The sequence below is a fragment of the Pseudocitrobacter corydidari genome (assembly GCF_021172065.1).
GTDB lineage: Bacteria > Pseudomonadota > Gammaproteobacteria > Enterobacterales > Enterobacteriaceae > Pseudocitrobacter > Pseudocitrobacter corydidari.
Genome location: NZ_CP087880.1, coordinates 1526735 through 1550469 on the forward strand (window position 1 = coordinate 1526735; position 23735 = coordinate 1550469).

General features: G+C 52.1%; 24 protein-coding genes. 13 read left to right on the plus strand and 11 right to left on the minus strand.

The genetic code is table 11. The features are described from left to right. Positions 1-12 precede the first annotated feature (12 nt). From G163CM_RS07030 to G163CM_RS07045, 4 genes are all read left to right on the plus strand, one after another. Entirely contained in the window at positions 13-297 is a 285-nt protein-coding gene (locus tag G163CM_RS07030; protein WP_015964569.1) for a PTS sugar transporter subunit IIB, read from the plus strand. Positions 298-304: 7 nt separating this feature from the next. Next, entirely contained in the window at positions 305-763 is a 459-nt protein-coding gene (locus G163CM_RS07035) for a PTS sugar transporter subunit IIA (protein WP_015964570.1), read from the plus strand. Between the two features lie 54 nt (positions 764-817). Next, positions 818-1339: a 6-phospho-3-hexuloisomerase gene (gene hxlB, locus G163CM_RS07040; RefSeq protein ID WP_231827394.1), complete on the plus strand. Its 522-nt coding sequence runs from the start codon at positions 818-820 to the stop codon at positions 1337-1339. Between the two features lie 224 nt (positions 1340-1563). Continuing rightward, positions 1564-2553 (plus strand): 2-hydroxyacid dehydrogenase, encoded by a 990-nt coding sequence (locus G163CM_RS07045; protein ID WP_231827396.1) that lies wholly within the window; start codon positions 1564-1566, stop codon positions 2551-2553. Positions 2554-2645: 92 nt separating this feature from the next. Here G163CM_RS07045 and G163CM_RS07050 read toward each other — a convergent pair whose 3' ends face one another. From G163CM_RS07050 to G163CM_RS07075, 6 genes are read right to left on the minus strand one after another with little or no spacing between them, the layout of a single operon-like run. Beyond that, positions 2646-3536: a DUF1861 family protein gene (locus tag G163CM_RS07050; RefSeq protein WP_231827398.1), complete on the minus strand. Its 891-nt coding sequence runs from the start codon at positions 3534-3536 to the stop codon at positions 2646-2648. Next, positions 3536-4594 carry a glycoside hydrolase family 130 protein gene (locus G163CM_RS07055; RefSeq protein WP_231827399.1) on the minus strand — a complete coding sequence of 353 codons (1059 nt, stop codon included), beginning with the start codon at positions 4592-4594 and terminating at the stop codon, positions 3536-3538. Before G163CM_RS07055 ends, G163CM_RS07050 begins: the two co-directional genes overlap by 1 nt. After that, positions 4578-6161, minus strand: a complete 1584-nt coding sequence (locus G163CM_RS07060) for an alpha-glucosidase (protein WP_231827401.1) — start codon at positions 6159-6161, stop codon at positions 4578-4580. The genes G163CM_RS07055 and G163CM_RS07060 overlap by 17 nt, the downstream gene beginning before the upstream one ends. An 8-nt stretch (positions 6162-6169) precedes the next feature. After that, positions 6170-6997, minus strand: a complete 828-nt coding sequence (locus tag G163CM_RS07065; protein ID WP_015964576.1) for a carbohydrate ABC transporter permease — start codon at positions 6995-6997, stop codon at positions 6170-6172. Continuing rightward, positions 6998-7864 carry a carbohydrate ABC transporter permease gene (locus G163CM_RS07070; protein WP_231827403.1) on the minus strand — a complete coding sequence of 289 codons (867 nt, stop codon included), beginning with the start codon at positions 7862-7864 and terminating at the stop codon, positions 6998-7000. 9 nt (positions 7865-7873) lie between these two features. After that, positions 7874-9148: an ABC transporter substrate-binding protein gene (locus G163CM_RS07075; RefSeq protein ID WP_231828341.1), complete on the minus strand. Its 1275-nt coding sequence runs from the start codon at positions 9146-9148 to the stop codon at positions 7874-7876. 219 nt (positions 9149-9367) lie between these two features. Here G163CM_RS07075 and G163CM_RS07080 point away from each other — a divergent pair, with 219 nt between their 5' ends. The 4 genes from G163CM_RS07080 (at position 9368) to hslJ (ending at position 13494) form a co-directional block, all read left to right on the plus strand. Further along, positions 9368-10423, plus strand: a complete 1056-nt coding sequence (locus G163CM_RS07080; RefSeq protein WP_231827404.1) for a LacI family DNA-binding transcriptional regulator — start codon at positions 9368-9370, stop codon at positions 10421-10423. 27 nt (positions 10424-10450) lie between these two features. Further along, positions 10451-11839, plus strand: a complete 1389-nt coding sequence (locus G163CM_RS07085) for a phosphohexomutase domain-containing protein (RefSeq protein ID WP_231827406.1) — start codon at positions 10451-10453, stop codon at positions 11837-11839. Beyond that, on the plus strand, positions 11836-12906 hold the full coding sequence (locus tag G163CM_RS07090) for an ABC transporter ATP-binding protein (RefSeq protein ID WP_231827408.1): 1071 nt from the start codon (positions 11836-11838) through the stop codon (positions 12904-12906). Before G163CM_RS07085 ends, G163CM_RS07090 begins: the two co-directional genes overlap by 4 nt. Before the next feature lie 144 nt (positions 12907-13050). Next, the gene (hslJ, locus tag G163CM_RS07095) at positions 13051-13494 is read left to right on the plus strand and encodes a heat shock protein HslJ (RefSeq protein WP_231827410.1); all 444 of its coding nucleotides are present in this window, start codon (positions 13051-13053) and stop codon (positions 13492-13494) included. A 5-nt stretch (positions 13495-13499) separates the two neighbouring features. On the opposite strand, the gene G163CM_RS07100 is transcribed toward hslJ, so the two are convergent. Beyond that, on the minus strand, positions 13500-13766 hold the full coding sequence (locus tag G163CM_RS07100) for a putative hemolysin (protein ID WP_015964583.1): 267 nt from the start codon (positions 13764-13766) through the stop codon (positions 13500-13502). 327 nt (positions 13767-14093) lie between these two features. On the opposite strand from G163CM_RS07100, the gene nifJ reads away from it, so the two are divergent. The 3 genes from nifJ (at position 14094) to G163CM_RS07115 (ending at position 19422) form a co-directional block, all read left to right on the plus strand. Further along, a complete protein-coding gene (gene nifJ, locus G163CM_RS07105; protein ID WP_231827411.1) occupies positions 14094-17621 on the plus strand; it encodes a pyruvate:ferredoxin (flavodoxin) oxidoreductase in 3528 nt (1175 codons plus the stop codon). A 341-nt stretch (positions 17622-17962) separates the two neighbouring features. After that, positions 17963-19132, plus strand: coding sequence for a porin OmpC (gene ompC / locus G163CM_RS07110; RefSeq protein ID WP_231827422.1), 1170 nt, complete (start codon positions 17963-17965; stop codon positions 19130-19132). A gap of 122 nt (positions 19133-19254) precedes the next feature. Then, entirely contained in the window at positions 19255-19422 is a 168-nt protein-coding gene (locus G163CM_RS07115; RefSeq protein WP_231827424.1) for a hypothetical protein, read from the plus strand. Between the two features lie 56 nt (positions 19423-19478). On the opposite strand, the gene G163CM_RS07120 is transcribed toward G163CM_RS07115, so the two are convergent. From G163CM_RS07120 to G163CM_RS07135, 4 genes are all read right to left on the minus strand, one after another. After that, complete coding sequence (locus G163CM_RS07120; protein ID WP_015964587.1) at positions 19479-19763, minus strand: heavy-metal-associated domain-containing protein; 285 nt, start codon at positions 19761-19763, stop codon at positions 19479-19481. Further along, positions 19760-20116 carry a hypothetical protein gene (locus G163CM_RS07125; RefSeq protein ID WP_231827426.1) on the minus strand — a complete coding sequence of 119 codons (357 nt, stop codon included), beginning with the start codon at positions 20114-20116 and terminating at the stop codon, positions 19760-19762. Before G163CM_RS07125 ends, G163CM_RS07120 begins: the two co-directional genes overlap by 4 nt. Next, entirely contained in the window at positions 20094-21239 is a 1146-nt protein-coding gene (locus G163CM_RS07130) for a transglutaminase-like domain-containing protein (RefSeq protein ID WP_231827427.1), read from the minus strand. Before G163CM_RS07130 ends, G163CM_RS07125 begins: the two co-directional genes overlap by 23 nt. 182 nt (positions 21240-21421) lie before the next feature. Then, the gene (locus tag G163CM_RS07135) at positions 21422-21700 is read right to left on the minus strand and encodes a YdgH/BhsA/McbA family protein (protein WP_015964590.1); all 279 of its coding nucleotides are present in this window, start codon (positions 21698-21700) and stop codon (positions 21422-21424) included. A gap of 401 nt (positions 21701-22101) precedes the next feature. On the opposite strand from G163CM_RS07135, the gene G163CM_RS07140 reads away from it, so the two are divergent. Both G163CM_RS07140 and ttcA read left to right on the plus strand, forming a co-directional pair. Beyond that, a complete protein-coding gene (locus G163CM_RS07140) occupies positions 22102-22518 on the plus strand; it encodes a DUF1398 family protein (protein WP_231827428.1) in 417 nt (138 codons plus the stop codon). Between the two features lie 238 nt (positions 22519-22756). After that, a complete protein-coding gene (gene ttcA / locus G163CM_RS07150) occupies positions 22757-23692 on the plus strand; it encodes a tRNA 2-thiocytidine(32) synthetase TtcA (protein WP_149464631.1) in 936 nt (311 codons plus the stop codon). Positions 23693-23735 lie beyond the last annotated feature (43 nt).

Here is a 23735-nt window from a genome sequence, read left to right on the forward strand (position 1 = left end):
GAGGATTAAAAAATGAAAAAGATCTTAGTGGTATGCGGAAACGGAATCGCCTCCTCCTCCATCATGGTTTCTGTGCTGCAGGATTTCCTGAAAGAAGAAAAAATGGAAGCGCAGGTTGATAAATCATCGCTGATGGCCTGCACCGCCGACACCTTTAATGGCTACGACCTGATTGTTTCATCAACCAAACTCGATAACCCGGCGATTACCACACGCGTTATCGTCGGCGCCGGTTTGCTGACGGGCCTGGGCGAAGATGAAATTTTCGCGGCAGTAAAAGAAGAACTGACGAAGTAGGTGCAAAATGAAATTTGAGATTCTGGTAAACGATGTTGGCGACAATATTTCAGATTACCGCACAGCAATCACCTTTGCAGGAACAAAGCTTCTGGAACAAGGCTACATCACACCCGCGTACATTGACGCGTGCCTGGAGCGCGAGAAAACGTATCCGACCGGGCTGATGATGGCCAATGGTCAGGGGATTGCCATCCCGCATGCGGACTATACGCTGGTGAAAACAAACAGCATCAGCATCGTCCGCTTTGCGAAAGATGTCGCCTTTGGGCAGATGGAAGACGCCGATTTAACCGTCGATTGCGGCATTATGTTTAACCTGGCGTTCGCCACCAGCGATCAGCATATGTCAATTCTGCGTCGTCTGTTTACCCTGTTCCAGGACATCACCTTTATTGAGTCCTGCCGGAATCTGAAGGCAGAAGAAGTGGGTCAATACGTTCAGGAAATGCTTAGCGCCTCCTGACGCCAGTGGGCAGAGAAGTCCTTTCTCTGCCCCACTCTCTATAGAAGCAATATCATGAAAAATTACTCTCTTGTAACCGGCGAGCTCTCTTCCCTCGCCGACAGGATCGATCAAGCCGAATTCGACAAACTGATCGATTTCATTACTACAGCAGGCCATATCTTTTTGGCGGGCGCGGGGCGTTCGGGCCAGATGATCAACGCCTTCGCCAATCGATTAATGCACCTGGGCCTGGATGTCAGCGTGGTGGGTGAAATCAGTTCACCGCATTCACACCCCAATGATCTGATGATTGTCGGTTCGGGTTCAGGCGAAACGCTCCGGTTGATTAACCAGGTTCAGATTGCGAAGAAAAACGGCGTGCGTATTGCGCTTATCACCACCGCACCGAATTCTACGCTGGCAGGGTTAGCGGATTGCGTGTTGACGATCCCGGCGGCAAGCAGCGTGCAACCGATGGGTTCATTGTTTGAACAGGCTTCGCTGTTAACCTACGACAGTATTGTGCTTACGCTCATGGAAAATCTGAACGAAACCAGTCTGAGCATGAAGCAGCGCCACGCAGATATCGAGTAAACCTTCCCCCGGTCATTAAACAACGGGCTTAATGGCCGTTCTTATTTCCTCCTCTGGCATGTCTCTGAAAAAATAGCAGATTATTGTAGACTACAGGCCTTAAGAAAAGGCTTATACTTGCTGCTAATGTTCTTCCCGCATCGTGCAATTAAACTATTTTTTAAAAATTGTAAGATAATTTTAGGCATGCTAATCTGGCTCAAAAATCACCGGAGAAAAGTCTTATGAAAATCGCCGTTTATAGCACAAAGCAGTACGACAAAAAGTATCTGCAAAATGTGAATGAGGCTTATGGCTTTGAGCTTGAATTTTTCGACTTTCTGTTAACGGAAAAAACCGCCAAAACGGCCCATGGCTGCGAAGCGGTATGTATCTTCGTCAATGATGACGGCAGCCGCCCGGTGCTGGAAGAGTTGAAGAAAAATGGCGTCAAGTACATCGCCCTGCGCTGTGCGGGCTTTAACAACGTCGATCTCGATGCGGCTAAAGAGCTGGGTCTGCGCGTGGTGCGCGTTCCAGCCTATTCGCCGGAAGCGGTCGCCGAACACGCCATAGGCATGATGATGACGCTGAACCGCCGTATTCACCGCGCGTATCAACGTACTCGTGATGCTAACTTCTCGCTGGAAGGTCTGACCGGGTTCATCATGTACGGTAAAACCGCCGGGGTGATTGGTACCGGGAAAATCGGTATTGCCGCGCTGCGTATACTGAAAGGTTTCGGTATGCGTCTGTTGGCGTTCGATCCGTATCCGAGTGCTGCCGCGCTGGAACTGGGTGTTGAATATGTCGACCTGCAGACACTGTTTTCTCAGTCGGACGTTATCTCCCTGCACTGCCCGCTGACGCCGGAAAACTATCACCTGCTGAACGCCGATGCGTTTGCGCAGATGAAGGACGGTGTGATGATCGTCAATACCAGCCGTGGTGCGCTGATTGATTCTCAGGCCGCGATTGATGCGCTGAAAAATCAGAAGATTGGCTCGCTGGGGATGGACGTATACGAGAACGAACGCGATCTGTTCTTTGAAGATAAGTCTAACGACGTGATCCAGGATGACGTGTTCCGTCGCCTGTCTGCCTGCCATAACGTGCTGTTTACCGGGCACCAGGCTTTCCTGACCGCCGAAGCGCTGACCAGCATTTCCGAAACCACGCTGGAAAACCTGCGTCAGATCGACAAAGGCACAGATTGCCCGAACGCATTGGCGTAAGTGCGTGCGGTTTGCCGGGTGGCGCTTGCGCTTACCCGGCCTACAAATGTGCAAATCCTGTAGGCCCGGCAAGCGCAAGCGCCCCGGGCAATTTAGCACGCCAGCCACTGCACTTCGCAGTCGCTTGTTCCGCAGAAAAGCAGCCTTCCCTCCGGCATCTGTAACCATCCCGCAGGAAACACCACATCGCGCAAATCGTCGCGCTTGCTCTCTCCCGGCAGAAAATCATCGCGACACGCAACGATCTCGATTGGCGAACTTTGCCCACTGTGATAATCAAAGATAAACCGCGCCGCATAGTAGTGGCGGTTCAACTCCGAATCAAAATGCGCCACATGCGCCAGCACGTCAACACGGCCGTCAGGTAATAACTTCGCTGCGTTTACGCCACACCAGTCCATACTTTCAACGTGATGTAATAAAGTGGCTTTGTCTATCGATGACGCATTGAGATCTTTTAGCGTATCAACGATCGTCCAGCCAATCATCCCGCGCCCGCCAATCGCGCCCTGGGGCCGGGTAAATACCAGCACACGTGCGTCAGGCAAAGAGACAAGCCGAATATCCTTCATTCCCCACGGGCCCTTTGTCATCAGACGCATATGGAAAATTGATGGCCCCGCCCAAAACTGGGTGCGCCAGCGTACAGGTTGGTTATGCGCATCAAATTCGACCTCTACGCCACCGACAACGCGCTGGTTATCTATCCAGCAAACGAAGGGGTCCTGAAGCGCGAAGCGTGGCGCATCCTCCACCAGCAACGCATCGTTAAGCCCATCCCACTCAAAAAAACAGACCTGCGACATTTCGCTCGCGCGTGCTTCCACACGCGCGGCAATAAGCCACCGATCTGCGTCGCGAAACGGCGCAGACGGATTATAAACATCCACATCTTTCACGCCGTGAAAACGAATTTTTCCGCCTTTGCGCGGCGTGCGTTGAGCAAGATAGCGCTGATAAAGATCGCTGACACGGGCTACCATTACGCCAGCCTCAGGTGACGCCACAACGCATCCAGCGGCCAGGTCGCCAGCGCGGTGCATTCATCCGCCGCACCATACCAGACGTGCAGTACGTCATTGCGAATCAGTGCCCCGCAGGTGAACACGACATTGCCAAAGAAACCTTCCAGTTCATACGGCGCAGCAGGTTCCAGCAGCGGCACCGGCGATTTCGCCAGAATTTTGGTAGGGTCGTTCAGGTCAAGCAGCAGCGCACCGAGACAGTAACGTTGATCGGCATCGACGCCGTGATAAATCTCCAGCCAGCCGCGCTCTGTTTTAATCAACGGCGCGCCGCCGCCTGATTTACGCGCATCCCACTCATCGCCTGAACGCCCCAGCAGATGACGATGATTACCCCAGTGCAGCATATCCGGTGATTCGCAGATCCAGATTTCCGGATGACCAAAGTGACACGGCGCCGGGCGGGTCAAGGCCATATAACGACCGTTCACCTTTTCCGGGAAGAAACAGACGTCGCGGTTATCCGGGCAGAGGATCAGCCCTTTCTTCTCGACGGTGACAAAATCGCGGGTTGTCGCCATGGCGGTAGAGATCCCAAGCGACGAGACGGCAGAATAGTTGATGTACCAGGTGTCGTCGATTTTGGTGATACGCGCATCTTCGCAGCCAAACTCTTCATACTGCGTGTCGGCGATAATAAAAGGATGATCGTCGATAGTGAAGTTCACACCATCCGTGCTACGCGCCAGACGCAGATGCGACATAGAGGTCAGCCAGACCTGCGCGGTATCGCTTTTCAGCACAATAGTGCGCGGGTCGCTGAAGTCATAACGGTCATCACGTTTATCAAACGAGGTGGTCGATTCCACCCAGCCGGCTTCCGTTTTTTCCAGCAGCGGAACGATAATCAAATTGGGATCGTGGCTAATCACGCTTTCCGCGACGCGCAACAGCAGAATGATTTCATTGCCAAATTCGGTTACGCCGGTGTTGAACACGCATTCCACCTTCCTGCCTGGCAGAGAAGGCACGATGTCTGCCGGGGTGATCAGCGGGTTATTACTGTGCCTGTTCATAAACTCTCCTTTTAATTAAACAGTGATTCTTCGCAAGCTCAGTAGTGTCATCACCATAGATGACCTCGGCTGCGAGGGTGTGCCACGGGTTGTGCTGTGGTTCGCCAAAATTAATCGCGACCCATACCTGTTCGCTGGCGCTGCGTCGTGAAAACCAAATACACTCATTGCTCAACGTTAACGGACTTTGCTGACCATGGTTTAACGCCTCCGTGTGGCGGCGGAGCATGATAAGTTGCTGGTACTGGTGCCAAAACGATGACGCGTCCGCCTGCTGTGCCAACGCATTCAACGTAGCGATATCGCCGGTAACAGGCATCCATGGCGCGACCGTAGAGAACCCGCCGTTAGGCGCATCCCGCCAGGGAATGGGCGCTCTGGAGCCATCACGCGAGTGATCCATCGCCAGAGCCAGCGCCGCGTCAGGCGAGTTCCCTGCCGCCAGCGCAGTTTGATAATGCGTGATACCCTGGATATCAAACAGTTGTTCTGCGGTTTGCGGACGATAGTCCGTCAGCCCCAGCTCTTCGCCCTGAAAAATAAACGGTACGCCGCTGACGGTCAGTTGCAGGGCAAGCACCGCCAGGGCCCGCTCGGTATCACGCTCGTTTTCGCCAAAACGGCTGATCATGCGGGACATGTCATGGCTGGAGAAAAACAGCGTTGGCAGACCAGGCTGCTGCTTAAGCGTATCTTTAAGAGCCTCGTACAGTTGGGTGACATTGAAGGCTTTCTGGCTACCAATGTTGAAGTTAAACACTACATCCATAAGCGTAGGGCTTTGATAACGCTTCAGTACGGCCAGGTCGTCGCTGCCAATCTCGCCAATCAGGAAAAAATCCCCACGCTGGCGGATATAACGGCAAAGCCGTGCCAGGGTCGCGATAATGCCCGGTTGGTTGATATCGTGTTCGTGCTTCTGCTCGCCCTCCTCCTGCGGATTATCGTGCAGCACGCCGTCGGTGGTGAGGAAGTTAATCACGTCGAAGCGAAAACCATCGACGCCCTGCGCTATCCAGAAATCAATAACCCGATGAATCTCCTTCTCTACCTGCGGATTCGCCCAGTTAAGGTCAACCTGCTGCGGGGCAAACTTATGGTAATAGTACTGCCCTGTATCGGGCTCTGCGGTCCATGCGCTACCGGAGAAAAACGACTGCCAGTTATTGGGCTGGTCGCGAAAAATAAAGTAATCGCGATAGCGGCTGGCCGGGTTATTCCATGCATCCTTAAACCAGGGATGCTCAGATGAAACGTGATTTACCACCAGATCGATAATGACGCGGATACCGCGCGCATGGCAGCCAGCCACCAACTGGCGAAAATCATCCATATCGCCAAAACGTTCATCCACCGCGCAGTAGTCGCTGATGTCGTAGCCGTTATCCACCAGCGGTGACGGATAAAACGGCGTAATCCATACCGCTCCTATCCCAAGCGACTGAAGATAATCAAGCTTTGAGATAAGGCCAGGAAAATCTCCCAGCCCGTCGTTATTGCCGTCGCAGAACGACGGCAGATAGATTTGATAGCAGGTTGTCGCCTGCCACCACGGTTTACTCTCCATAGCGCACCTTATTTAAGTGATAACGACATCCCTTCAAGGAAGTATTTGCGGAACACAATAAACAGAATGACGATCGGCAACATTTGCACCACTGAACCGGCAAGCACTGGGCCGAGGTATACGCCATACGATTTACTAAAGGTCGCCAGCAGCACGGAGAACGGCATTTTGTCCACTTCGCGCATCACGATAAGCGGCCACAGGAAGTTGTCCCATGAGCTGGAAAAGGTGAACAACGCAACGATAGCCAGTATGGATTTATTCAGCGGCATCATGACGTGACGCAGGATCCCCCACAGGCTGGCGTGATCGAGACGTGCTGCATAGAGATAATCGTTTGGCGTACCTTTAAAGCTTTGCGACACCATAAAAATCCCCCACGCGCTCATGGCATACGGCAGGATCATGGCGCTATAGCTATTGATAAGCCCGAGTTCCCGCATCAGTACAAACTGCGGAATAATGAACATGAACACCGGGAAGACCATCTGCACAATCAACAAGTTACGAAAAGCATTTTTACCGCGAAACTCCGTTTTCGCCACCGCATACCCCACCAGCATGGACGTAATTGTCACGCAGGCGGTTATGGTGATGGAGACAAACAGCGAGTTGCACAGCGTGCGTAAAAACGGTTTGTCGGCGCGATTGCTGTTATCAAACAAGAAGGTGTAGTTCTCCAGCGTTAAATGGCCGGAGAACAAACCGGTGGTATAGATTTCCGCCGTCGGTTTCAGCGACGAAATGACCATCCAGATAAACGGATAGAGCCAGGTGAGCGCCAGCAGAAACATCAGCGCGTGGATTACAAGACTCAAGGGAGTGAGCTTTTTCATTCACACAATCTCGATATTTTTTTCGTACAGTTTGCGGAAAATCCAGATCGCCAGGAAGCTGCACGCCGCCACGATAATCGACATGGTCGCCGCCCAGGTGGGCTTCATCTTCTGGAACGCCACTTCATACATCACCACCATCGGGCTGGTAGTGCTGTTAAGCGGGCCGCCGCCGGTAATCAGGTATGGTTCGGTGAAGATGGCGAAAGCCACGGTCATCGCCAGCACCACCACCATCACGATTTGCGCGTTCATCATCGGTAAAGTAATTGCCCAGCTCTGTTTGAATTTCCCGGTTTTATCCAGCAATGCTGCGCTGTAAATATCCTTCGGAATAGCCAACATGCCGGAATAGAGAATCAGCCCGTAATAACCCACAAATTTCCAGGTGACAATCAGCGCAATTGATAACATTGCACAATCCGGGTTGGTAAACCACGGCACAGAGACGCCTAACCATTCACGTAAAAATTGGTTTACCGGCCCGTATTCGCTAAACAGTTTTGAAAATACGATAGAGTACGCCACACCCGATGAAATATTGGCCAGCAAAAAACTCAGTGCAATAAATGATTTGCCGTACTTGATTTTTTTCAAACCTGCGGCGAAAAGCATTGATGAAATAAAGACTATCGGCAAATACCACATCAGAAAACGACACACGTTCCACATGGATTGCCAGAAAAGTTTATCCTGCATTACGCCAAATACATTTTGCAGGCCAATAAATTTTGGCGTACCGATAAATTGCCACTGCGTCACGCTTAAAACCGCCAGCCAGGCCAGCGGATAAAACCAGAATAAAAGCGAATAACCGACCCAGGTGGAGGCCAAAAGGCCTCCGGTGCGGGAATCATATCCAGCCATTATTTCCTCTTATTTTGCCAGCAGGGTGTTAATTTCCTGGGTTGATTTTTCAAGCGCTTTAACAGGATCGGTGTTATTGAAAATCACCTCTTCCAGCATTTGCGTCATGCTGCGCTGAATTTCCGTGGTTTGCGTAGTGGCAACCGGTGGCAGCGCGACGTCAACATAGGAGGCAATCTCTTTTTCCAGCGGGTTTTTATCAAAGTAGCTGACAAAGGTTGGGTTGCTGAGCAGATCGGCACGCGCAGGCGGCATTCCGGTCAGCTCAAGCCAGGTGCGATCGTGCTCGGCATTATTGAATACCCACTGCATAAACGCCCAGGCTTCTGATTTGTGCTTGCTGGAACTGAAGATAACCATCCCTTTACTGTCGCCAAAAGTATGCGGATGGGCGGTGCCTTTTTCCGTCAGCATCGGGCCAATTTGAATGGATTTCAGCACTTCCGGATACTGCTTACGATAGCGTGCGAGATCCCACGGTCCGCGTGCGGAAGCCAGCACCTGCCCGCTTGCCAGCGGATCGTCCGCTGAAGTGAAGTCGTAACTGCTCCATTTGCTGTTGAAGACTTTCCCCATAAATGTCAGTACAGCCAGCCCTGACGGATCGTTAAACTGGGTTTTATTATCAACGATATAAGATTGGCCACCGCTCTGCGCGTAGTACAGTGGGATAAGGTCGAACCAGCGCTCCCACCAGTTTTTCCCTGCGGTGAGCTGAATGGTGTAGCCGTTGTTGTCCTGCGCGCGTTTTTCCGCCAGCTGATAGAGCTCATCGTAGCGGGTAGGCACATGGTCAAAACCGTATTGCTTAAGCAAATCGCCGCGCCACCACCAGACAATGGGGTTAACATAAATCGGCAGCACTGTCTGTTTGCCGTTCAGTTTCCATGCCGGAAGAATATTCGTCATTTGACGATTTTTAATAAGGTCATCATAGCCCGGCATTTTTGACAGGTCTTCGGTTTGGCCAATTTCATCAAGCTGGCTGGCGAAACCGATAAAAATATTGCTGGATAAATCGGGTTCCGTTCCTGAAGCCAATGCATTCATTATGGCTTCTTCAGAACTATTTGCCGCAGGAATAGTTGTGAATTCAACAGGCGTATGCGACGGGTCTTTATTCCACTCTTTTACCATCGTATTCCAGAAGGCTTCTTCATTCTCATTCGGCGCCACCCACATTTTAATCGGCGTTTTCGGCGTTTCTTCTGCGGGTTTTTCATCTGGCCCGCAGCCAGACAGCGACAGCATCAGTAACGCAGATGCCGTTAATTTAGCAATCATTGCGGTCTTCACTTTATCTCTCCTCTTCCTTAGAAAGGACAATTAAATCGTTGATAGCTGTTTTTGAATGGAGCGTAAATTAGCACTCTGTTTTTATGTTTAACGTTAAACACATCACAAAACGATTTTTGTTTAACGTTAAACTCAGCGCCTGTAGAATTTAAAAAAGACAGATTAATAGACGTCAAGAATATATAAATAATAAATATGAATTATTAAATGAAAATAAACTCAATTGATAATACAGTCACACAGCGCGTTACAATTAAATCCCTGGCGACAACGTTGGGCGTCTCGCATACCACCGTATCTAATGCCTGGAATAACCCGGAAAAACTGTCGCCCGAATTACGCGAACATATTTTACGCTATGCCAATGAAATCGGTTTTCAGGGGCCGGACAAACTGGCTCGCGCCCTGCGCACCGGGAAAGCCAATACCATTGGCGTCATATTTAATGATTCGATGAGCTATGTGTTTATCGATCCCCATGATATTGCGCTGATGCGGGGTATAGCCTCGCGCTGCGAAGCACAGAACGTCAATCTGGCATTAATTCCCCTGCGTAAGCCGCAGCAGAGCGGAACCGCCCCGCTCACCGCGCTGGTCGATGGCTACATACTCAATGCCACACATAACAGCGCGGATGTAATCCAGCAGATTCTGGCTCGCGGCCAGCGCGTGGTCACGCTGGATTTCCAGTTTCCGGGCTACAGCAGCGTTTCTATCGACAACGCGGGGGCAATGCACGACATCGCCCACTATCTGTTGGGCAAAGGGCATCGTCGTTTTGGCATTATCGCCTTCGCATCGCAGGCCAATGCACTCGGAATGCGCTCACTTCGCGAGCCAATCACTGGCGATAACACCCTGATGCTGACTCGCGTTAACGCCTGCCGCGACGCCTTTCTGGCCAATGACGTTAATGTTGAGCGCTGCTGGCTATACGAAACGCGTCACGATGAAGATCACGGTGAAACCGCTGCACAGGCGCTACTCACCGCCCACCCCGACATTACCGCGCTCATATGCCTTTCCGACCGCTTTGCCGTCGGCGCGATTCGTTATTGCCATCGCGCCGGGCTGGCGGTGCCTGGACAGATCGCGGTAACCGGCTTCGATAACCTGGCGGTTGAGGTAGACGGCGTGGGGCTTACCACCATCGCGCAAAACGCTGAGCGCAAAGGCGAAATCGCCGTGGAGATGCTTTTGAGTACCGGGCCCGTCACCCACCATGAACTGCCGAGGCAGCTCGTTATCCGGGAATCGGCCTGAGATTTTAGTTAAACCGAAGAGTAGATTATGGACGAACTAACCTGTTTTAAAGCCTATGACATTCGTGGCGAAGTGGGCGTCAACCTGACGCCGGATATCGCCTTTCGCATTGGCCGCGCCTGGGCGGCGTGGCTGCATCCGCGCCGGGTGGTTGTCGGAGCCGATATCCGCCTGAGTTCTGAAACACTGAAAAACGCGCTGATCGACGGGCTTACCGCCAGCGGCGTCGATGTCATTGATATTGGCCTGAGCGGCACCGAAGAGATTTACTTCGCCACCCGCGAACTGCGTGCCGACGGCGGTATTCAGGTCACCGCCAGCCATAACCCGGCCAATTACAACGGTATGAAGCTGGTGCGCGAAGAGGCTCGGCCGGTCAGCAATGACAACGGCCTGCTGGAGGTGAAAGCGCTCGCCGAAAAGAATCAGTTCCCGCCTACCGTGCATCGCGGCCAGGTGATTCACTACGACAATCGCCCGGCGTGGGTGGCCTGCCTGCTGCGATTTATGCACCATGCGCCGGTTCGTCCGTTACGCATTGTGGTCAACGCCGGGCACGGTACCGCTGGCCCGGCGCTGGATGCGCTGGATGCCGGGTTGAAATCGCGGGGCATCAACGTCGAGTTTATCCGCGTGCACCATCAACCGGACGGCACCTTCCCGGCGGGTATCCCTAACCCGATGCTGGCAGAAAATCGTCAGGCCACCTGTCAGGCGGTCATTGCACATCACGCCGATTTTGGCGTCGCCTGGGACGGCGATTTTGACCGCTGCTTCTTCTTCGACGAGCGCGGCGAATTTGTTGAAAGTTATTATCTGGTGGGCTTGTTCGCCGAGCACTTTCTCCAGCAGGTTACTGGGGGCACCATTCTTCTGGACCCGCGCCTGACCTGGAACACGCTGGAGATGGTCAGCCAGTTTGGCGGGAAACCTATAATCAGCAAAACCGGCCATGCCTTTATCAAGGCCCGCATGCGCGAGGAAGATGCGATTTACGGCGGCGAGATGAGCGGCCATCACTATTTCCGCGATTTTGGCTACTGCGACAGCGGCATGATCCCGCTGGTGCTGATGCTGCAAATTATCGGCCAGGATAAGTGTTCCCTCTCCTCATTAGTGACGCTGGCGCAGGCGCGTTTTCCCGTTTCCGGCGAGCTGAATATGACCGTTGCCGATCCCGAGCATGTGATGGCCTGCGTGGCGCAGCACTATCAGCATGAAAAGGCTCAACGTGACGACTGCGACGGGCTGAGTCTCGATTTCGCCGACTGGCGCTTTAATTTGCGCGCCTCCAACACCGAGCCCCTGCTGCGGCTGAATGTGGAAACCCGCGCCAATATTGCCCTGCTGGCAGATAAAACGGACGAACTCCTCACCCTGATTGCCGCGCACGGAAATGACAAGGAGACGCTATGACCGCGCTAAGTCTGAAAAACATTCACAAGGTTTATGATAAAAGCACCATTATTGAGAACCTATCGCTGGAGATCGCGTCCGGGGAATTTATCGTGCTGGTGGGGCCTTCAGGATGCGGGAAATCGACCCTGTTGCGCATTATCGCCGGGCTGGAGTCGCCCGATGGCGGCACGCTTAAGATGGGCGAACGCGACGTGACGGATGTCGCCGCCGGCAAGCGCAATCTGTCGATGGTCTTTCAGTCATACGCCCTTTACCCGCATATGACGGTGAAAGAAAACCTGTCGTTTGGTTTGCGTAATCTGCGCACGCCTACCGATGAAATTGAAAAACGCATTACTCAGGCGGCGGCGATGCTCAAGCTGGATGAGATGCTCGACCGGCTGCCGCAAAATTTATCCGGCGGCCAGCGCCAGCGCGTGGCGATTGGTCGCTCGATCGTCCAGCAGCCTGAGCTATTTCTGTTTGACGAACCGCTTTCCAACCTGGATGCCGCGCTGCGCGTCGAAATGCGCCAGGAAATTCAGCAACTGCACAATACCCTGCAAAACACCATGATCTATGTGACGCACGATCAGGTCGAAGCGATGACCCTCGCCGACCGGATTGTGGTGTTATATAAAGGCAAAATTGAACAGGTCGGTTCACCGCTGGAACTCTACAATCATCCGGCTAACCTGTTTGTTGCGGAGTTTATTGGCACACCTAAAATCAACATTTTGCCTGCCGTCTGGCGCGAGGGCGCACTGCATATTGCCGACACGCTGACTTTCCCGCTATCTCGTCCGCTGCCGGGCGTCAGCGAGGGCGATAAACTGTTCGTCGCGATCCGTCCTGAAAACATTCAGTACCAGCAGGCGGGCGATTTCACCCTGACGGCACAAACGCGGCTTTGTGAGCTTCAGGGCGATTCCACGCTGGTATGGATGGACCTTAACGGACATTCACTTTGTCTGAAATCCTTCCAACAGTTAAGCTTCGCGCAAGGCACTGCGTTATCCCTTACTGTCCAGGAATCGCATCTTCATCTCTTTGATGCGCTTGGAAAAAGAGTCGCCGATCGCTAAACCTTTTACCTGCGGGCATAAGATAATACCGATGCCCGCATAAGATTTCCCCGAAGCACTTTCAGATAATCCCCACAGACTCTGTTGGTTGTAAAGTTACACTCCAGAAACATTGATTGTGTGAATAATCTCTCGGGGATACTAATGAACAGAAAGGTCTACCTGTTAGCAGCCGTTGCACTGCTGGCGGGATGTGTCTACAACAGCAAAGTCTCAACGGGCGCAGAAGAGCTCCAGCACCACCGTTTCGTACTGGAAAGCGTGGATGGTAAAGCGTTAACCAACGTAAAAACGCCGCTGGAACTCAGTTTCGGCCAGCAAACGGGTATCCTTCATCAGTTGCACGTTTCCGGCAATATGTGTAATCAATTCAACGGCACGGGGCGCGTATCTGACAGTGGTGAGTTAAAAGTTAAAGAGCTGGCGATGACGCGCAAGCTCTGTACCGACTCACAGCTTAATGAACTGGATAACACCCTCAGCACCATGCTTTCACAAGGCGCGCAGGTAGATTTGACCGAGTCGCAACTGACGCTGGCCACCGCGCAGCATACACTGATTTATAAACTGTCTGACCTGGTGAATTGACCGGGTTAGTAATTCCCACAGCTTCCGACGGCGAGGGATTGCTCGCTGCAACGTTTACCGTTGGGTAACGCGCACATGCCGATACTGGAACCGTCGAGCTGTCTGGCCACTGAAAGCGACCCGCCAATCATGGCGCAGTTAGCCTGCCCTGAATTTGACATCGCGGCTCTCATTCCTGGTGAAACGTGTGCGGCGGTAGCCTGCTGAACGGGCTCACTGCTGCACGCCGACAATAATAACGCAGCACACCCCACGAAAAACGCTGCTCGCATGTGTCTCTCTCCGTAGCAAAATAATTAGAAAACCTATGCATAATAGGCATCACACGCCGGTCCGTCGAGAGAGGGAACGCGCATTTATGCGCTCCAGAAACATTTTCTGTCAATTTTTATGACCAGAATCATCTGATGCGGGTCACTGACGCGAATCAAGGACACAAAAGCAAAAATGATTCAGCCTGACGTTTGCTAGACTTTATAAGAAATCATCCCCAGTAACGTCGCGGATTTTTTTGTTGGCTTTACGACGTACAGAATGATGTTTATCAGGTTCGCGGATTTTTCCCCGAACGTCTTTTTGCGCAATGTAAGGTGTTCTCAATGATCACAGTTGATGGTAATGGCGCAGTAGCAAGCGTCGCGTTTCGCACCAGCGAAGTTATCGCGATTTACCCCATTACACCCAGTTCCACGATGGCTGAGCAGGCCGACGCCTGGGCAGGCAACGGCCTGAAAAACGTATGGGGCGATACGCCTCGCGTGGTAGAGATGCAGTCCGAAGCCGGTGCAATCGGAGCGGTGCACGGCGCGCTGCAAACCGGTGCTCTCTCCACCTCTTTCACGTCATCGCAGGGATTACTGCTGATGATCCCAACCTTGTACAAACTGGCCGGTCAGTTAACGCCGTTTGTGCTGCACGTCGCCGCGCGTACCGTGGCCACACACGCGCTCTCTATTTTTGGCGATCACTCCGACGTGATGGCCGTTCGTCAGACCGGTTGCGCCATGTTGTGCGCCGGTAGCGTACAGGAAGCACAGGATTTCGCGCTGATTTCCCATGTCGCCACGCTCAAGAGCCGCATTCCATTTATTCATTTCTTCGATGGTTTCCGGACATCGCACGAAATTAACAAAATTGTGCCGCTGGCCGACGACACCATTCGTGGGCTAATGCCGGAAGACGAGATTGCCGCGCACCGCGCCAGGGCGCTGAACCCCGAACATCCGGTTATCCGTGGCACGTCCGCCAACCCGGACACCTATTTTCAGTCTCGTGAAGCCACTAACCCTTGGTACAACGCCGTTTACCAGCACGTCGAGCAAACCATGCGCGACTTCGCTGATGCGACCGGGCGCGAGTACAAACCATTTGAATACTACGGCCACCCGCAGGCGGAACGCGTCATCGTTATTATGGGTTCCGCCATCGGCACCTGTGAAGAAGTCGTCGATGAACTGCTGACGCGCGGTGAGAAAGTCGGCGTGCTGAAAGTGCGGCTGTATCGTCCTTTCTCCGCGCAACATCTGCTCCAGGTGCTGCCGGAAAGCGCACGCAGCGTCGCGGTGCTCGATCGCACCAAAGAGCCGGGCGCACAGGCCGAACCGCTCTATCTCGACGTGATGACCGCACTGGCAGAAGCGTTTAATCAGGGCGAGCGCGAAACGCTGCCGTGCGTCATCGGTGGCCGCTACGGTTTGTCCTCGAAAGAGTTCGGCCCGGAATGCGTGCTGGCTATCTTCAGCGAGCTCTCGCAGGCAAAACCGAAACCGCGCTTTACCGTCGGCATTTATGACGATGTCACCAACCTGTCGCTGGCGCTGCCAGAAAACAGCCTGCCGTCACGCGCGAAGCTGGAAGCACTCTTCTACGGGCTCGGCAGCGACGGCAGCGTGTCCGCCACCAAAAACAATATTAAAATTATCGGTAATTCGACACCGTGGTTTGCGCAGGGTTATTTCGTCTATGACTCGAAAAAAGCCGGCGGCCTGACCGTGTCGCATCTGCGCGTCAGCGAGGAGCCGATTCGCTCAGCATACCTGGTGGCTCAGGCCGATTTCGTCGGCTGCCACCAGCTACAGTTTATTGATAAGTACCAGATGGCGGAACGCCTCAAACCTGGCGGTATTTTCCTGCTCAATACGCCGTATCACGCGGATGAAGTGTGGGCGCGTCTGCCGCAGGAAGTACAGGCGGTGCTGAATCAGAAAAAGGCACGTTTCTATGTGATTAACGCCGCGAAAATCGCCCGTGAATGCGGGCTGGCGGCGCGTATTAACACGGTGATGCAGATGGCGTTCTTCCATCTGACGCAAATCCTGCCAGGCGACAGCGCCCTGATGGAACTGCAAGGCGCGATTGCCAAAAGCTACAGCAGCAAAGGCCAGGATCTGGTTGAGCGTAACTGGCAGGCGCTGGCGCTGGCCCGCGAGTTGCTTTTTGAAGTACCGCTACAGCCTGTGGTTGCCAGCAGTCCGAATCGCCCACCGGTCGTTTCCGACGCCGCACCTGATTTTGTGAAAACCGTCACCGCCGCAATGCTGGCGGGCCTGGGCGACGCTCTGCCCGTCTCTGCGCTGCCGCCGGATGGCACCTGGCCAGTAGGCACCACCAAATGGGAAAAACGCAACATTGCCGAAGAGATCCCCATCTGGAAAGAGGAACTCTGTACCCAGTGCAACCACTGCGTCGCCGCCTGCCCTCACTCGGCAATTCGCGCCAAAGTGGTGTCGCCGGAGGCCATGGAAAACGCGCCATCGTCCCTGCACTCGCTGGATGTGAAATCCCGCGATATGCGCGGTCAGAAATATGTTCTGCAGGTCGCGCCAGAAGATTGCACCGGCTGTAATCTGTGCGTCGAAGTTTGCCCGGCCAAAGACCGACAGAACCCGGAAATCAAAGCCATCAATATGATGTCGCGGCTGGAACATGTGGAAGAAGAGAAAGTAAACTATGACTTCTTCCTCGGCCTGCCGGAAATCGACCGCAGCAAACTGGAACGTATCGACATCCGTACTTCGCAGTTGATCACCCCGCTGTTCGAGTACTCCGGTGCCTGTTCCGGTTGTGGTGAGACGCCGTACATCAAGTTACTGACCCAGCTTTACGGCGACCGCATGCTGATTGCCAACGCCACCGGCTGTTCCTCAATTTATGGCGGTAACCTGCCTTCTACGCCGTATACCACCGATATTAATGGTCGCGGCCCGGCATGGGCGAACTCACTGTTTGAGGATAACGCCGAATTCGGCCTTGGCTTCCGCCTGACGGTCGATCAGCATCGCCAGCGCGTGATGCGTCTGCTGGACGGTTTTGCAGAACACATTCCTGCAGAACTGAACGAGGCGCTGCACGCTGACGCCACGCCGGAAGTCCGCCGTGAGCAGGTCGCACAGCTTCGCGCGGCGCTGGCAAATGTCGAGGGCGCGCAGGAGCTGCTGACGGACGCCGATGCGCTGGTCGAGAAATCGGTCTGGCTGATTGGTGGTGATGGCTGGGCCTACGATATTGGCTTTGGCGGTCTGGATCACGTGATGAGCCTGACCGAAAACGTCAATATTCTGGTACTGGATACCCAGTGTTATTCCAACACCGGCGGTCAGGCGTCGAAAGCCACCCCGCTCGGCGCAGTCACGAAATTTGGCGAGCACGGCAAGCGCAAGGCGCGTAAAGACCTGGGCGTCAGCATGATGATGTACGGACATGTGTACGTGGCGCAGATTTCGCTGGGCGCACAGCTTAACCAGACGGTGAAAGCGATACAGGAAGCGGAGTCGTATCCGGGGCCATCGTTGATTATCGCCTACAGCCCGTGTGAAGAGCATGGTTACGACCTGGCGCTGAGTCACGATCAGATGCGCCAGCTCACTGCCTCCGGCTTCTGGCCGCTGTTCCGTTTCGACCCGCGACGTGCCGATGAAGGTAAAATCCCGCTGATGCTGGATTCTCGCCCACCGTCAGCCGCGCTGGATGAAACGCTGATGAATGAACAGCGCTTCCGTCGACTTAACACTCAGCAGCCGGAAGTGGCAGAACAGCTCTGGAAGGATGCGGCGGAAGATCTGCAAAAACGCTATGACTTCCTTGCGATGCTGGCCGGGAAAGCAGAAAAACCAACAGCTGGGGAATAAGTTGTTGCTCAATCAGTAAAAAAAAGCCCGAATCGTTATTCGGGCTTGTCTTTTATAAAGACGAAAATAAAAACGGCACACGTCAATAAAACAGTGTGTGACAATAAAGGCATATAACGGCGGCATCTTACTGCGAAAATATCGCTTTGTATAATTTTTATTTTGTATATATTATATGAATATATTCACCATAATTATCACTATTTCACAGGAATCATATTCTTGAGATTTTACTTATTCCGTAACAATTGTTTTTTACCATCTCTCCTTTGACTCAATTAGCATGCGTGAGTTCCCTGATGGGAATCGAGTGTATAAAAACAATCTAAAGGAATAATTAAATGAAAAGAAAAGTACTGGCCCTTGTTATCCCTGCACTGCTTTGCGCAGGCGCCGCTCACGCAGCAGAAATTTATAATAAAGATGGCAACAAATTAGATCTCTACGGCAAAGTAGATGGTCTGCACTATTTCTCTGATGACACCAACAGCGATGGTGACATGAGCTACGTGCGTCTGGGTTTTAAAGGTGAAACGCAGATTAACGATATGCTGACCGGTTATGGCCAATGGGAATATAACGTCCAGGCGAACAATACTGAGTCCAGCAGCGATCAGTCCTGGACGCGTCTGGCGTTCGCTGGCCTGAAGTTTGGTGAGTACGGTTCCTTCGATTATGGCCGTAACTACGGTGTGCTGTACGATATTGAAGGCTGGACCGATATGCTGCCGGAATTCGGCGGCGACTCCTACACCAAAGCAGATAACTTTATGACAGGCCGTGCTAACGGCGTAGCAACCTATCGCAACAGCGACTTCTTTGGTCTGGTAGATGGTTTGAATTTCGCGCTGCAGTATCAGGGGAATAACGAAGGTAACAACTGCGAAGAGTATTACTGTGGGTCTAACGAAGGCACGGGTAATAACAATGGCCGTAACATCCGCAACGAGAACGGCGACGGCTGGGGCCTGGCATCAACCTACAATATTGGCATGGGCTTTAGCGTTGGTGCAGCCTACGCCTCCTCTGACCGTACCAATGACCAGGTTAACGCCGGTATTCCTGCAAACAGCGCCTATGCTGGCGGCGATAAAGCCGACGCGTGGACCGTGGGTATGAAGTACGACGCCAACAATATCTATCTGGCGACCATGTATTCTGAAACCCGTAACATGACCCCGTACGGCAGTTCCAGTAGCGACAATGGCGGCGGTATTGCGGACAAAACTCAAAACTTCGAAGTGACCGCGCAGTACCAGTTCGACTTCGGTCTGCGCCCGGCAGTTTCCTTCCTGATGTCTAAAGGTAAGGACCTGCAAACCACGAATGGTGTCGGCGATAAAGACCTGGTCAAATATGCAGATGTGGGTATGACCTACTTCTTCAACAAAAACATGTCCACCTACGTTGATTATAAAATCAACCTGCTGGACGAAGACGATGCATTCTACAACAACAACGGTATTTCTACCGATGACGTTGTCGGTGTCGGCCTGGTATATCAGTTCTAATCGTTATCGCCCGCTGGCAACGGCGGGCATTTCCTAAACCCGGAACACTTCAACTCATACCATCCGTTTTTCTTCACCTTTTTGCGGGTTATATTTTTTATAACACCGACAGGCGGCACACAATGAAAAACGTTGAATCATATTTGCAGGTTATGAAAAAGCTCTGGCAGCAGGAGCCAAAAGTTAAGAATTCTTTTTTGGTATTTTATTTAACACCAGAACAACGCTATGAACGCTTAAAAGAGATCATGGCACCGCTGAGTCAAAAACAGAATATATTCAGTAAATAAATATAATGAGCATAATTGTGGCGAGCCTGCTTTTTATCCGACTCGCCAGCTAACGTTTATTGCACTTGCGCAACGTTGTTTATTTCGCCTTTAAAACCGGTTTTCGCAATTGCCGCGAGCAGTCGCTGATTATCAAAGTTATCAGGAACGGTCACCAGCGCCTGACGCGTCTTCAACGAGGCTTTCGCTTTAATCACGCCATCCGTGCTACGCAACGCCTGATTAATGGAAATCACACACAGCGAACAGTTCATCTCACCGATATCGATGGTCACCAACTTATCTCCCGCCCAGCTTAAGGGGGCGGCCAGCAGCAGCGCGATACACAGTAACTTTTTCATTCCATCATCTCCCAAACCCAGGGCAGTACGTACGGATAGGTGAGCAGAGCCAGCACCAGCGGCACCGACAGCCAGTACAGCCACACCAGCACCCGACGGCTCACCACGTTAACGCAAATGGGCTTAGGCGACAGATATAAACGCCAGAAGCCACGCGCCATCAGACCGAGCGACAGCAGCAGCATCGGGATCTGTAACCAGGTTGCGCCAGGAATGCCGATAAGCCCCGCCGCAGAGATACCAAAAACCAGATACAGCAGCGGCCCGATGCAGCACAGTGTTGACGCTCCGGCGGCGATAACCGCCGCCAGAAGCGTAACCAGCCCGCCCTTAATGCTGTTCGACGCTGACATAGTCATAGCTGAAAAGCGCAGGATCGTAGAAGTTCAGCGGGTCACCGTCCACTTCCGCATACGGGTAGCCAAGGTTGTTGATGTCACCCTGCTCAGACGCCGGGAACAGCGCGAAATCGCGTGCGTGGTTAAAGCCGACCCAGTTCATCTCCCAGTTACCGAAGAGATAATCGTTAACCGCTTTCACCGCCGAGTCACCGTTTTCTTTTTTCTCGGTGAGACGCATTTTGGTCACATCCGCCGGATCCGCAGGTACCCAACCGAAGCCTGCCAGCCAGAACATCGCGCGGCAGTGCTGCCCCCCGCTCACTTTCGCTACGCCCTGAGCATCGGCGCTACCGAAGGCTTTTTTGGAATAGCTATCGAGCTTAATGGTCGACCCCAGACGAATACCAAACATCTCACGCGCCGGAATACCGACCGCGCGGCACAGCGCGACAAACACGGAGTTAATATCGGTACATTTTCCGCCGAGTTTATTGGTTTTCAGAATTTCGCCGACGTCACCGGTACCGCAGCCGATCACCGCATCGTCACGATGCATATGAGTGCTGACCCAGTCATGGATCAGACGCGCCTGTTTAATTGGCGCTTTTTCCTGACCAATTATTTCAAGCGCCCTCTCTTTTACCAGACCATCAACAGGGATGTGCGCAGTGGCCTGAAGAAAAGGTTTAATTTCATCCGGAATAACGGCATCACTTTCAGGCAACTGCCAGTCTGCCAGTTTATTCTCTTTTAGCACTTCCCAGTCGTGGGTTTCAATGGTCATTTCGACTTTGATATCCAACGCGCCTTTAGAATCAGCCCAGGTCACAAACAACATTTTTGCGCCGTAGCGGTTGTTGGCATTGAGCGTTGCTTTCTGATAGTTACCACTGAAGGAGAGATCGAGTAGCTGTTGGAAGGCGGTATCTTCTGGCACCGGGATCCACAAATTAACCAGCCCTTCAGACCCTTTCGGCGCTTTCAGGCTATAGGTTTGCGTCATCACGAAACGACGGGCTTTGCCTGAGGAGACAACAGCAGGTTGAGCAACCTGTTTACTTTCGGAGAAGACCGGGCTGACAAGACCCAGCGTGGAGAGTGCGGCTGCGCTTTTTAGAAAATTACGCCGTTCCATTACAATTCCTTCAGTCGCGAGTAAAAGCTCGAACTTAACCCCGCACCTGCGGAGGTCGGCGTTATTATGCGGCGACACGGTCCACTCGACAACATCCAGTTTCACGCATAGCGCGTTAATGGCCTTAAAATACAAAAAAGACCCGCCGAAGCGAGTCTTATCAATAACGAATGATTTAGTTTTTACTTAAAGACTTCTGCTACGGCTTCAAAGTTCGGACCATGCTCACGCGCCGCAATAATCACGTAATATTTACCGCCTTTCTTATCCGCCAGTTCGGACAGTTTTTTGTGCAGATCGGACGGTGAAGAAACCTGTCCATTGGTAGCCCCTACTGAAACGTTACCGATGTATTCCAGTTTAAAGTGATGAGCCTCATCCTTGGAAATCAGGTCTGCTGCTGAAGTACTAAATGCCACCATAGATAACGCAGCCATTGTCCCTAACAATACTTTTTTCATCGCATACTCTCCTGTTAACGTTTTGTCTTAGCCTGTAACAGTATAAGCCATTTTTGAGATATTCAATGAAAAGAAGAAACATTTAATCTGTATAACCAAAACGCACCTTACATTTACCTTCAAGGATAACCCTATACATTTAAAGACAAAACAGATTCCTCCTCTTCTATAAAAGAAGAGTCGAAATGCCCGGGTAATCAATAATGTCGAGTCTTATTGCACTGTTCTCTGCCGCGTCCAGGCCATGACAGCAATACTCCGTAACAATTGAAACACTGTTCCTTTTTACCCAGCCATATAAAATAACAGCTAGTGACTATTAGAATCCAAACAACACTAAAACTTGATCATTACGACATCAATTATAATTATTAGAACTCAACACAATATACGAGGCAGAAATGGAGTTACATGATGAATTTTATGGTTTTTTCGAAAGAGTAAGGCATAACCTGGACTTTATTTCTCTGTCATCGGATTTACGTCGTAACAACATCTCTCATTACATCTATTTTGTTGCGACGGGCAATATTAAACTCATTACCTGTACTGATTCGTATATCTCCTTAAAAAATCATCGGCGCCTGGTGAAGGTAAATGGTTGTTCCTGTAGCGAATTGACACGTGAGGCAGCCAGACGAATTTTCTCAGGGGAATCTACCTATGAGCAATTTTATACTGAGCTGGCTCATGCAGGCGTGTTCAAATGGGTTGTGGATCTTCACAGCCTGACCCGTAGTTATTGGTCAAAAGACAATTATCTATTACACAGTGAGAACATTTTATCGCCCGTCTCTCTGAATGAAGCTGTCGCATGATTTCGGATTAACCACCGCCCCAACATCATCATTATTAGCCTGGGTCTGGTTTGCGGGCTGATTCACAGCCTCATGAGCTGTCGTCATCAGGCAACGCCACTGCAAAACATGCTGGCATTCGTCGCCGTAATCCGTACCATACACGCCACACAGTCGTAAGCTAACTCAGGCTAGCCTATGCTTAGCGGACGTTTCCGCGTATGCATCGCGCTCCTTTCGATTTTTGAGTAATCATTAAATGCAACAGAATCAAGATATTAGTAAAAAAGAGCAATACAACCTCAACAAATTGCAAAAGCGCCTGCGTCGCAACGTCGGTGAAGCCATTGCTGACTTCAACATGATTGAAGATGGCGACCGCATCATGGTTTGCCTCTCCGGCGGCAAAGACAGCTACACCATGCTGGAGATTCTGCGTAATCTGCAACAAAGCGCGCCGATTAGCTTTAGCCTGGTGGCGGTAAACCTCGACCAGAAACAACCAGGATTCCCGGAGCACATTCTGCCGGAGTATCTGGAGAAATTAGGCGTCGAGTACAAGATTGTTGAAGAAAATACCTACGGCATCGTCAAAGAGAAGATCCCTGAAGGCAAAACCACCTGTTCGCTGTGCTCACGCCTGCGTCGTGGGATCCTTTACCGTACGGCGACTGAACTGGGCGCGACCAAAATCGCCCTCGGCCATCACCGTGACGATATTTTGCAGACCCTGTTCCTGAACATGTTTTACGGCGGGAAAATGAAAGGGATGCCACCGAAGCTGATGAGCGACGATGGCAAACATATTGTCATCCGTCCGCTGGCCTACTGCCGCGAGAAGGACATTGAGCGCTTCTCTGAAGCCAAAGCCTTCCCGATTATCCCTTGCAACCTGTGCGGCTCGCAGCCAAACCTGCAACGTCAGGTTATTGGCGATATGCTGCGCGATTGGGATAAGCGTTATCCTGGCCGCATTGAGACCATGTTCAGCGCCATGCAAAACGTGGTGCCGTCGCATCTGTGCGACACCGAACTGTTCGATTTCAAAGGGATTACGCACGGTTCTGAAGTGGTTAACGGCGGCGACCTGGCCTTTGATCGCGAAGAAATGCCGTTACAACCTGCGGGTTGGCAGCCTGAAGAAGACGACGCTCAGCTTGATGAACTGCGCCTGAATGTGGTGGAAGTGAAATAAACACATGCGTCAGGCCGACATTCTGGTCGGCCTGACTAAAGCA

What these genes read in the sequence shown, in the direction of transcription:
- G163CM_RS07030 (WP_015964569.1), top strand. Translation starts at nt 13, where the DNA reads ATGAAAAAGATCTTAGTGGTATGCGGAAACGGAATCGCCTCCTCCTCC.
- G163CM_RS07035 (WP_015964570.1), top strand. Translation starts at nt 305, where the DNA reads ATGAAATTTGAGATTCTGGTAAACGATGTTGGCGACAATATTTCAGAT.
- hxlB (WP_231827394.1), top strand. Translation starts at nt 818, where the DNA reads ATGAAAAATTACTCTCTTGTAACCGGCGAGCTCTCTTCCCTCGCCGAC.
- G163CM_RS07045 (WP_231827396.1), top strand. Translation starts at nt 1,564, where the DNA reads ATGAAAATCGCCGTTTATAGCACAAAGCAGTACGACAAAAAGTATCTG.
- G163CM_RS07050 (WP_231827398.1), bottom strand. Translation starts at nt 3,536, where the DNA reads ATGGTAGCCCGTGTCAGCGATCTTTATCAGCGCTATCTTGCTCAACGC.
- G163CM_RS07055 (WP_231827399.1), bottom strand. Translation starts at nt 4,594, where the DNA reads ATGAACAGGCACAGTAATAACCCGCTGATCACCCCGGCAGACATCGTG.
- G163CM_RS07060 (WP_231827401.1), bottom strand. Translation starts at nt 6,161, where the DNA reads ATGGAGAGTAAACCGTGGTGGCAGGCGACAACCTGCTATCAAATCTAT.
- G163CM_RS07065 (WP_015964576.1), bottom strand. Translation starts at nt 6,997, where the DNA reads ATGAAAAAGCTCACTCCCTTGAGTCTTGTAATCCACGCGCTGATGTTT.
- G163CM_RS07070 (WP_231827403.1), bottom strand. Translation starts at nt 7,864, where the DNA reads ATGGCTGGATATGATTCCCGCACCGGAGGCCTTTTGGCCTCCACCTGG.
- G163CM_RS07075 (WP_231828341.1), bottom strand. Translation starts at nt 9,148, where the DNA reads ATGATTGCTAAATTAACGGCATCTGCGTTACTGATGCTGTCGCTGTCT.
- G163CM_RS07080 (WP_231827404.1), top strand. Translation starts at nt 9,368, where the DNA reads ATGAAAATAAACTCAATTGATAATACAGTCACACAGCGCGTTACAATT.
- G163CM_RS07085 (WP_231827406.1), top strand. Translation starts at nt 10,451, where the DNA reads ATGGACGAACTAACCTGTTTTAAAGCCTATGACATTCGTGGCGAAGTG.
- G163CM_RS07090 (WP_231827408.1), top strand. Translation starts at nt 11,836, where the DNA reads ATGACCGCGCTAAGTCTGAAAAACATTCACAAGGTTTATGATAAAAGC.
- hslJ (WP_231827410.1), top strand. Translation starts at nt 13,051, where the DNA reads ATGAACAGAAAGGTCTACCTGTTAGCAGCCGTTGCACTGCTGGCGGGA.
- G163CM_RS07100 (WP_015964583.1), bottom strand. Translation starts at nt 13,766, where the DNA reads ATGCGAGCAGCGTTTTTCGTGGGGTGTGCTGCGTTATTATTGTCGGCG.
- nifJ (WP_231827411.1), top strand. Translation starts at nt 14,094, where the DNA reads ATGATCACAGTTGATGGTAATGGCGCAGTAGCAAGCGTCGCGTTTCGC.
- ompC (WP_231827422.1), top strand. Translation starts at nt 17,963, where the DNA reads ATGAAAAGAAAAGTACTGGCCCTTGTTATCCCTGCACTGCTTTGCGCA.
- G163CM_RS07115 (WP_231827424.1), top strand. Translation starts at nt 19,255, where the DNA reads ATGAAAAACGTTGAATCATATTTGCAGGTTATGAAAAAGCTCTGGCAG.
- G163CM_RS07120 (WP_015964587.1), bottom strand. Translation starts at nt 19,763, where the DNA reads ATGAAAAAGTTACTGTGTATCGCGCTGCTGCTGGCCGCCCCCTTAAGC.
- G163CM_RS07125 (WP_231827426.1), bottom strand. Translation starts at nt 20,116, where the DNA reads ATGTCAGCGTCGAACAGCATTAAGGGCGGGCTGGTTACGCTTCTGGCG.
- G163CM_RS07130 (WP_231827427.1), bottom strand. Translation starts at nt 21,239, where the DNA reads ATGGAACGGCGTAATTTTCTAAAAAGCGCAGCCGCACTCTCCACGCTG.
- G163CM_RS07135 (WP_015964590.1), bottom strand. Translation starts at nt 21,700, where the DNA reads ATGAAAAAAGTATTGTTAGGGACAATGGCTGCGTTATCTATGGTGGCA.
- G163CM_RS07140 (WP_231827428.1), top strand. Translation starts at nt 22,102, where the DNA reads ATGGAGTTACATGATGAATTTTATGGTTTTTTCGAAAGAGTAAGGCAT.
- ttcA (WP_149464631.1), top strand. Translation starts at nt 22,757, where the DNA reads ATGCAACAGAATCAAGATATTAGTAAAAAAGAGCAATACAACCTCAAC.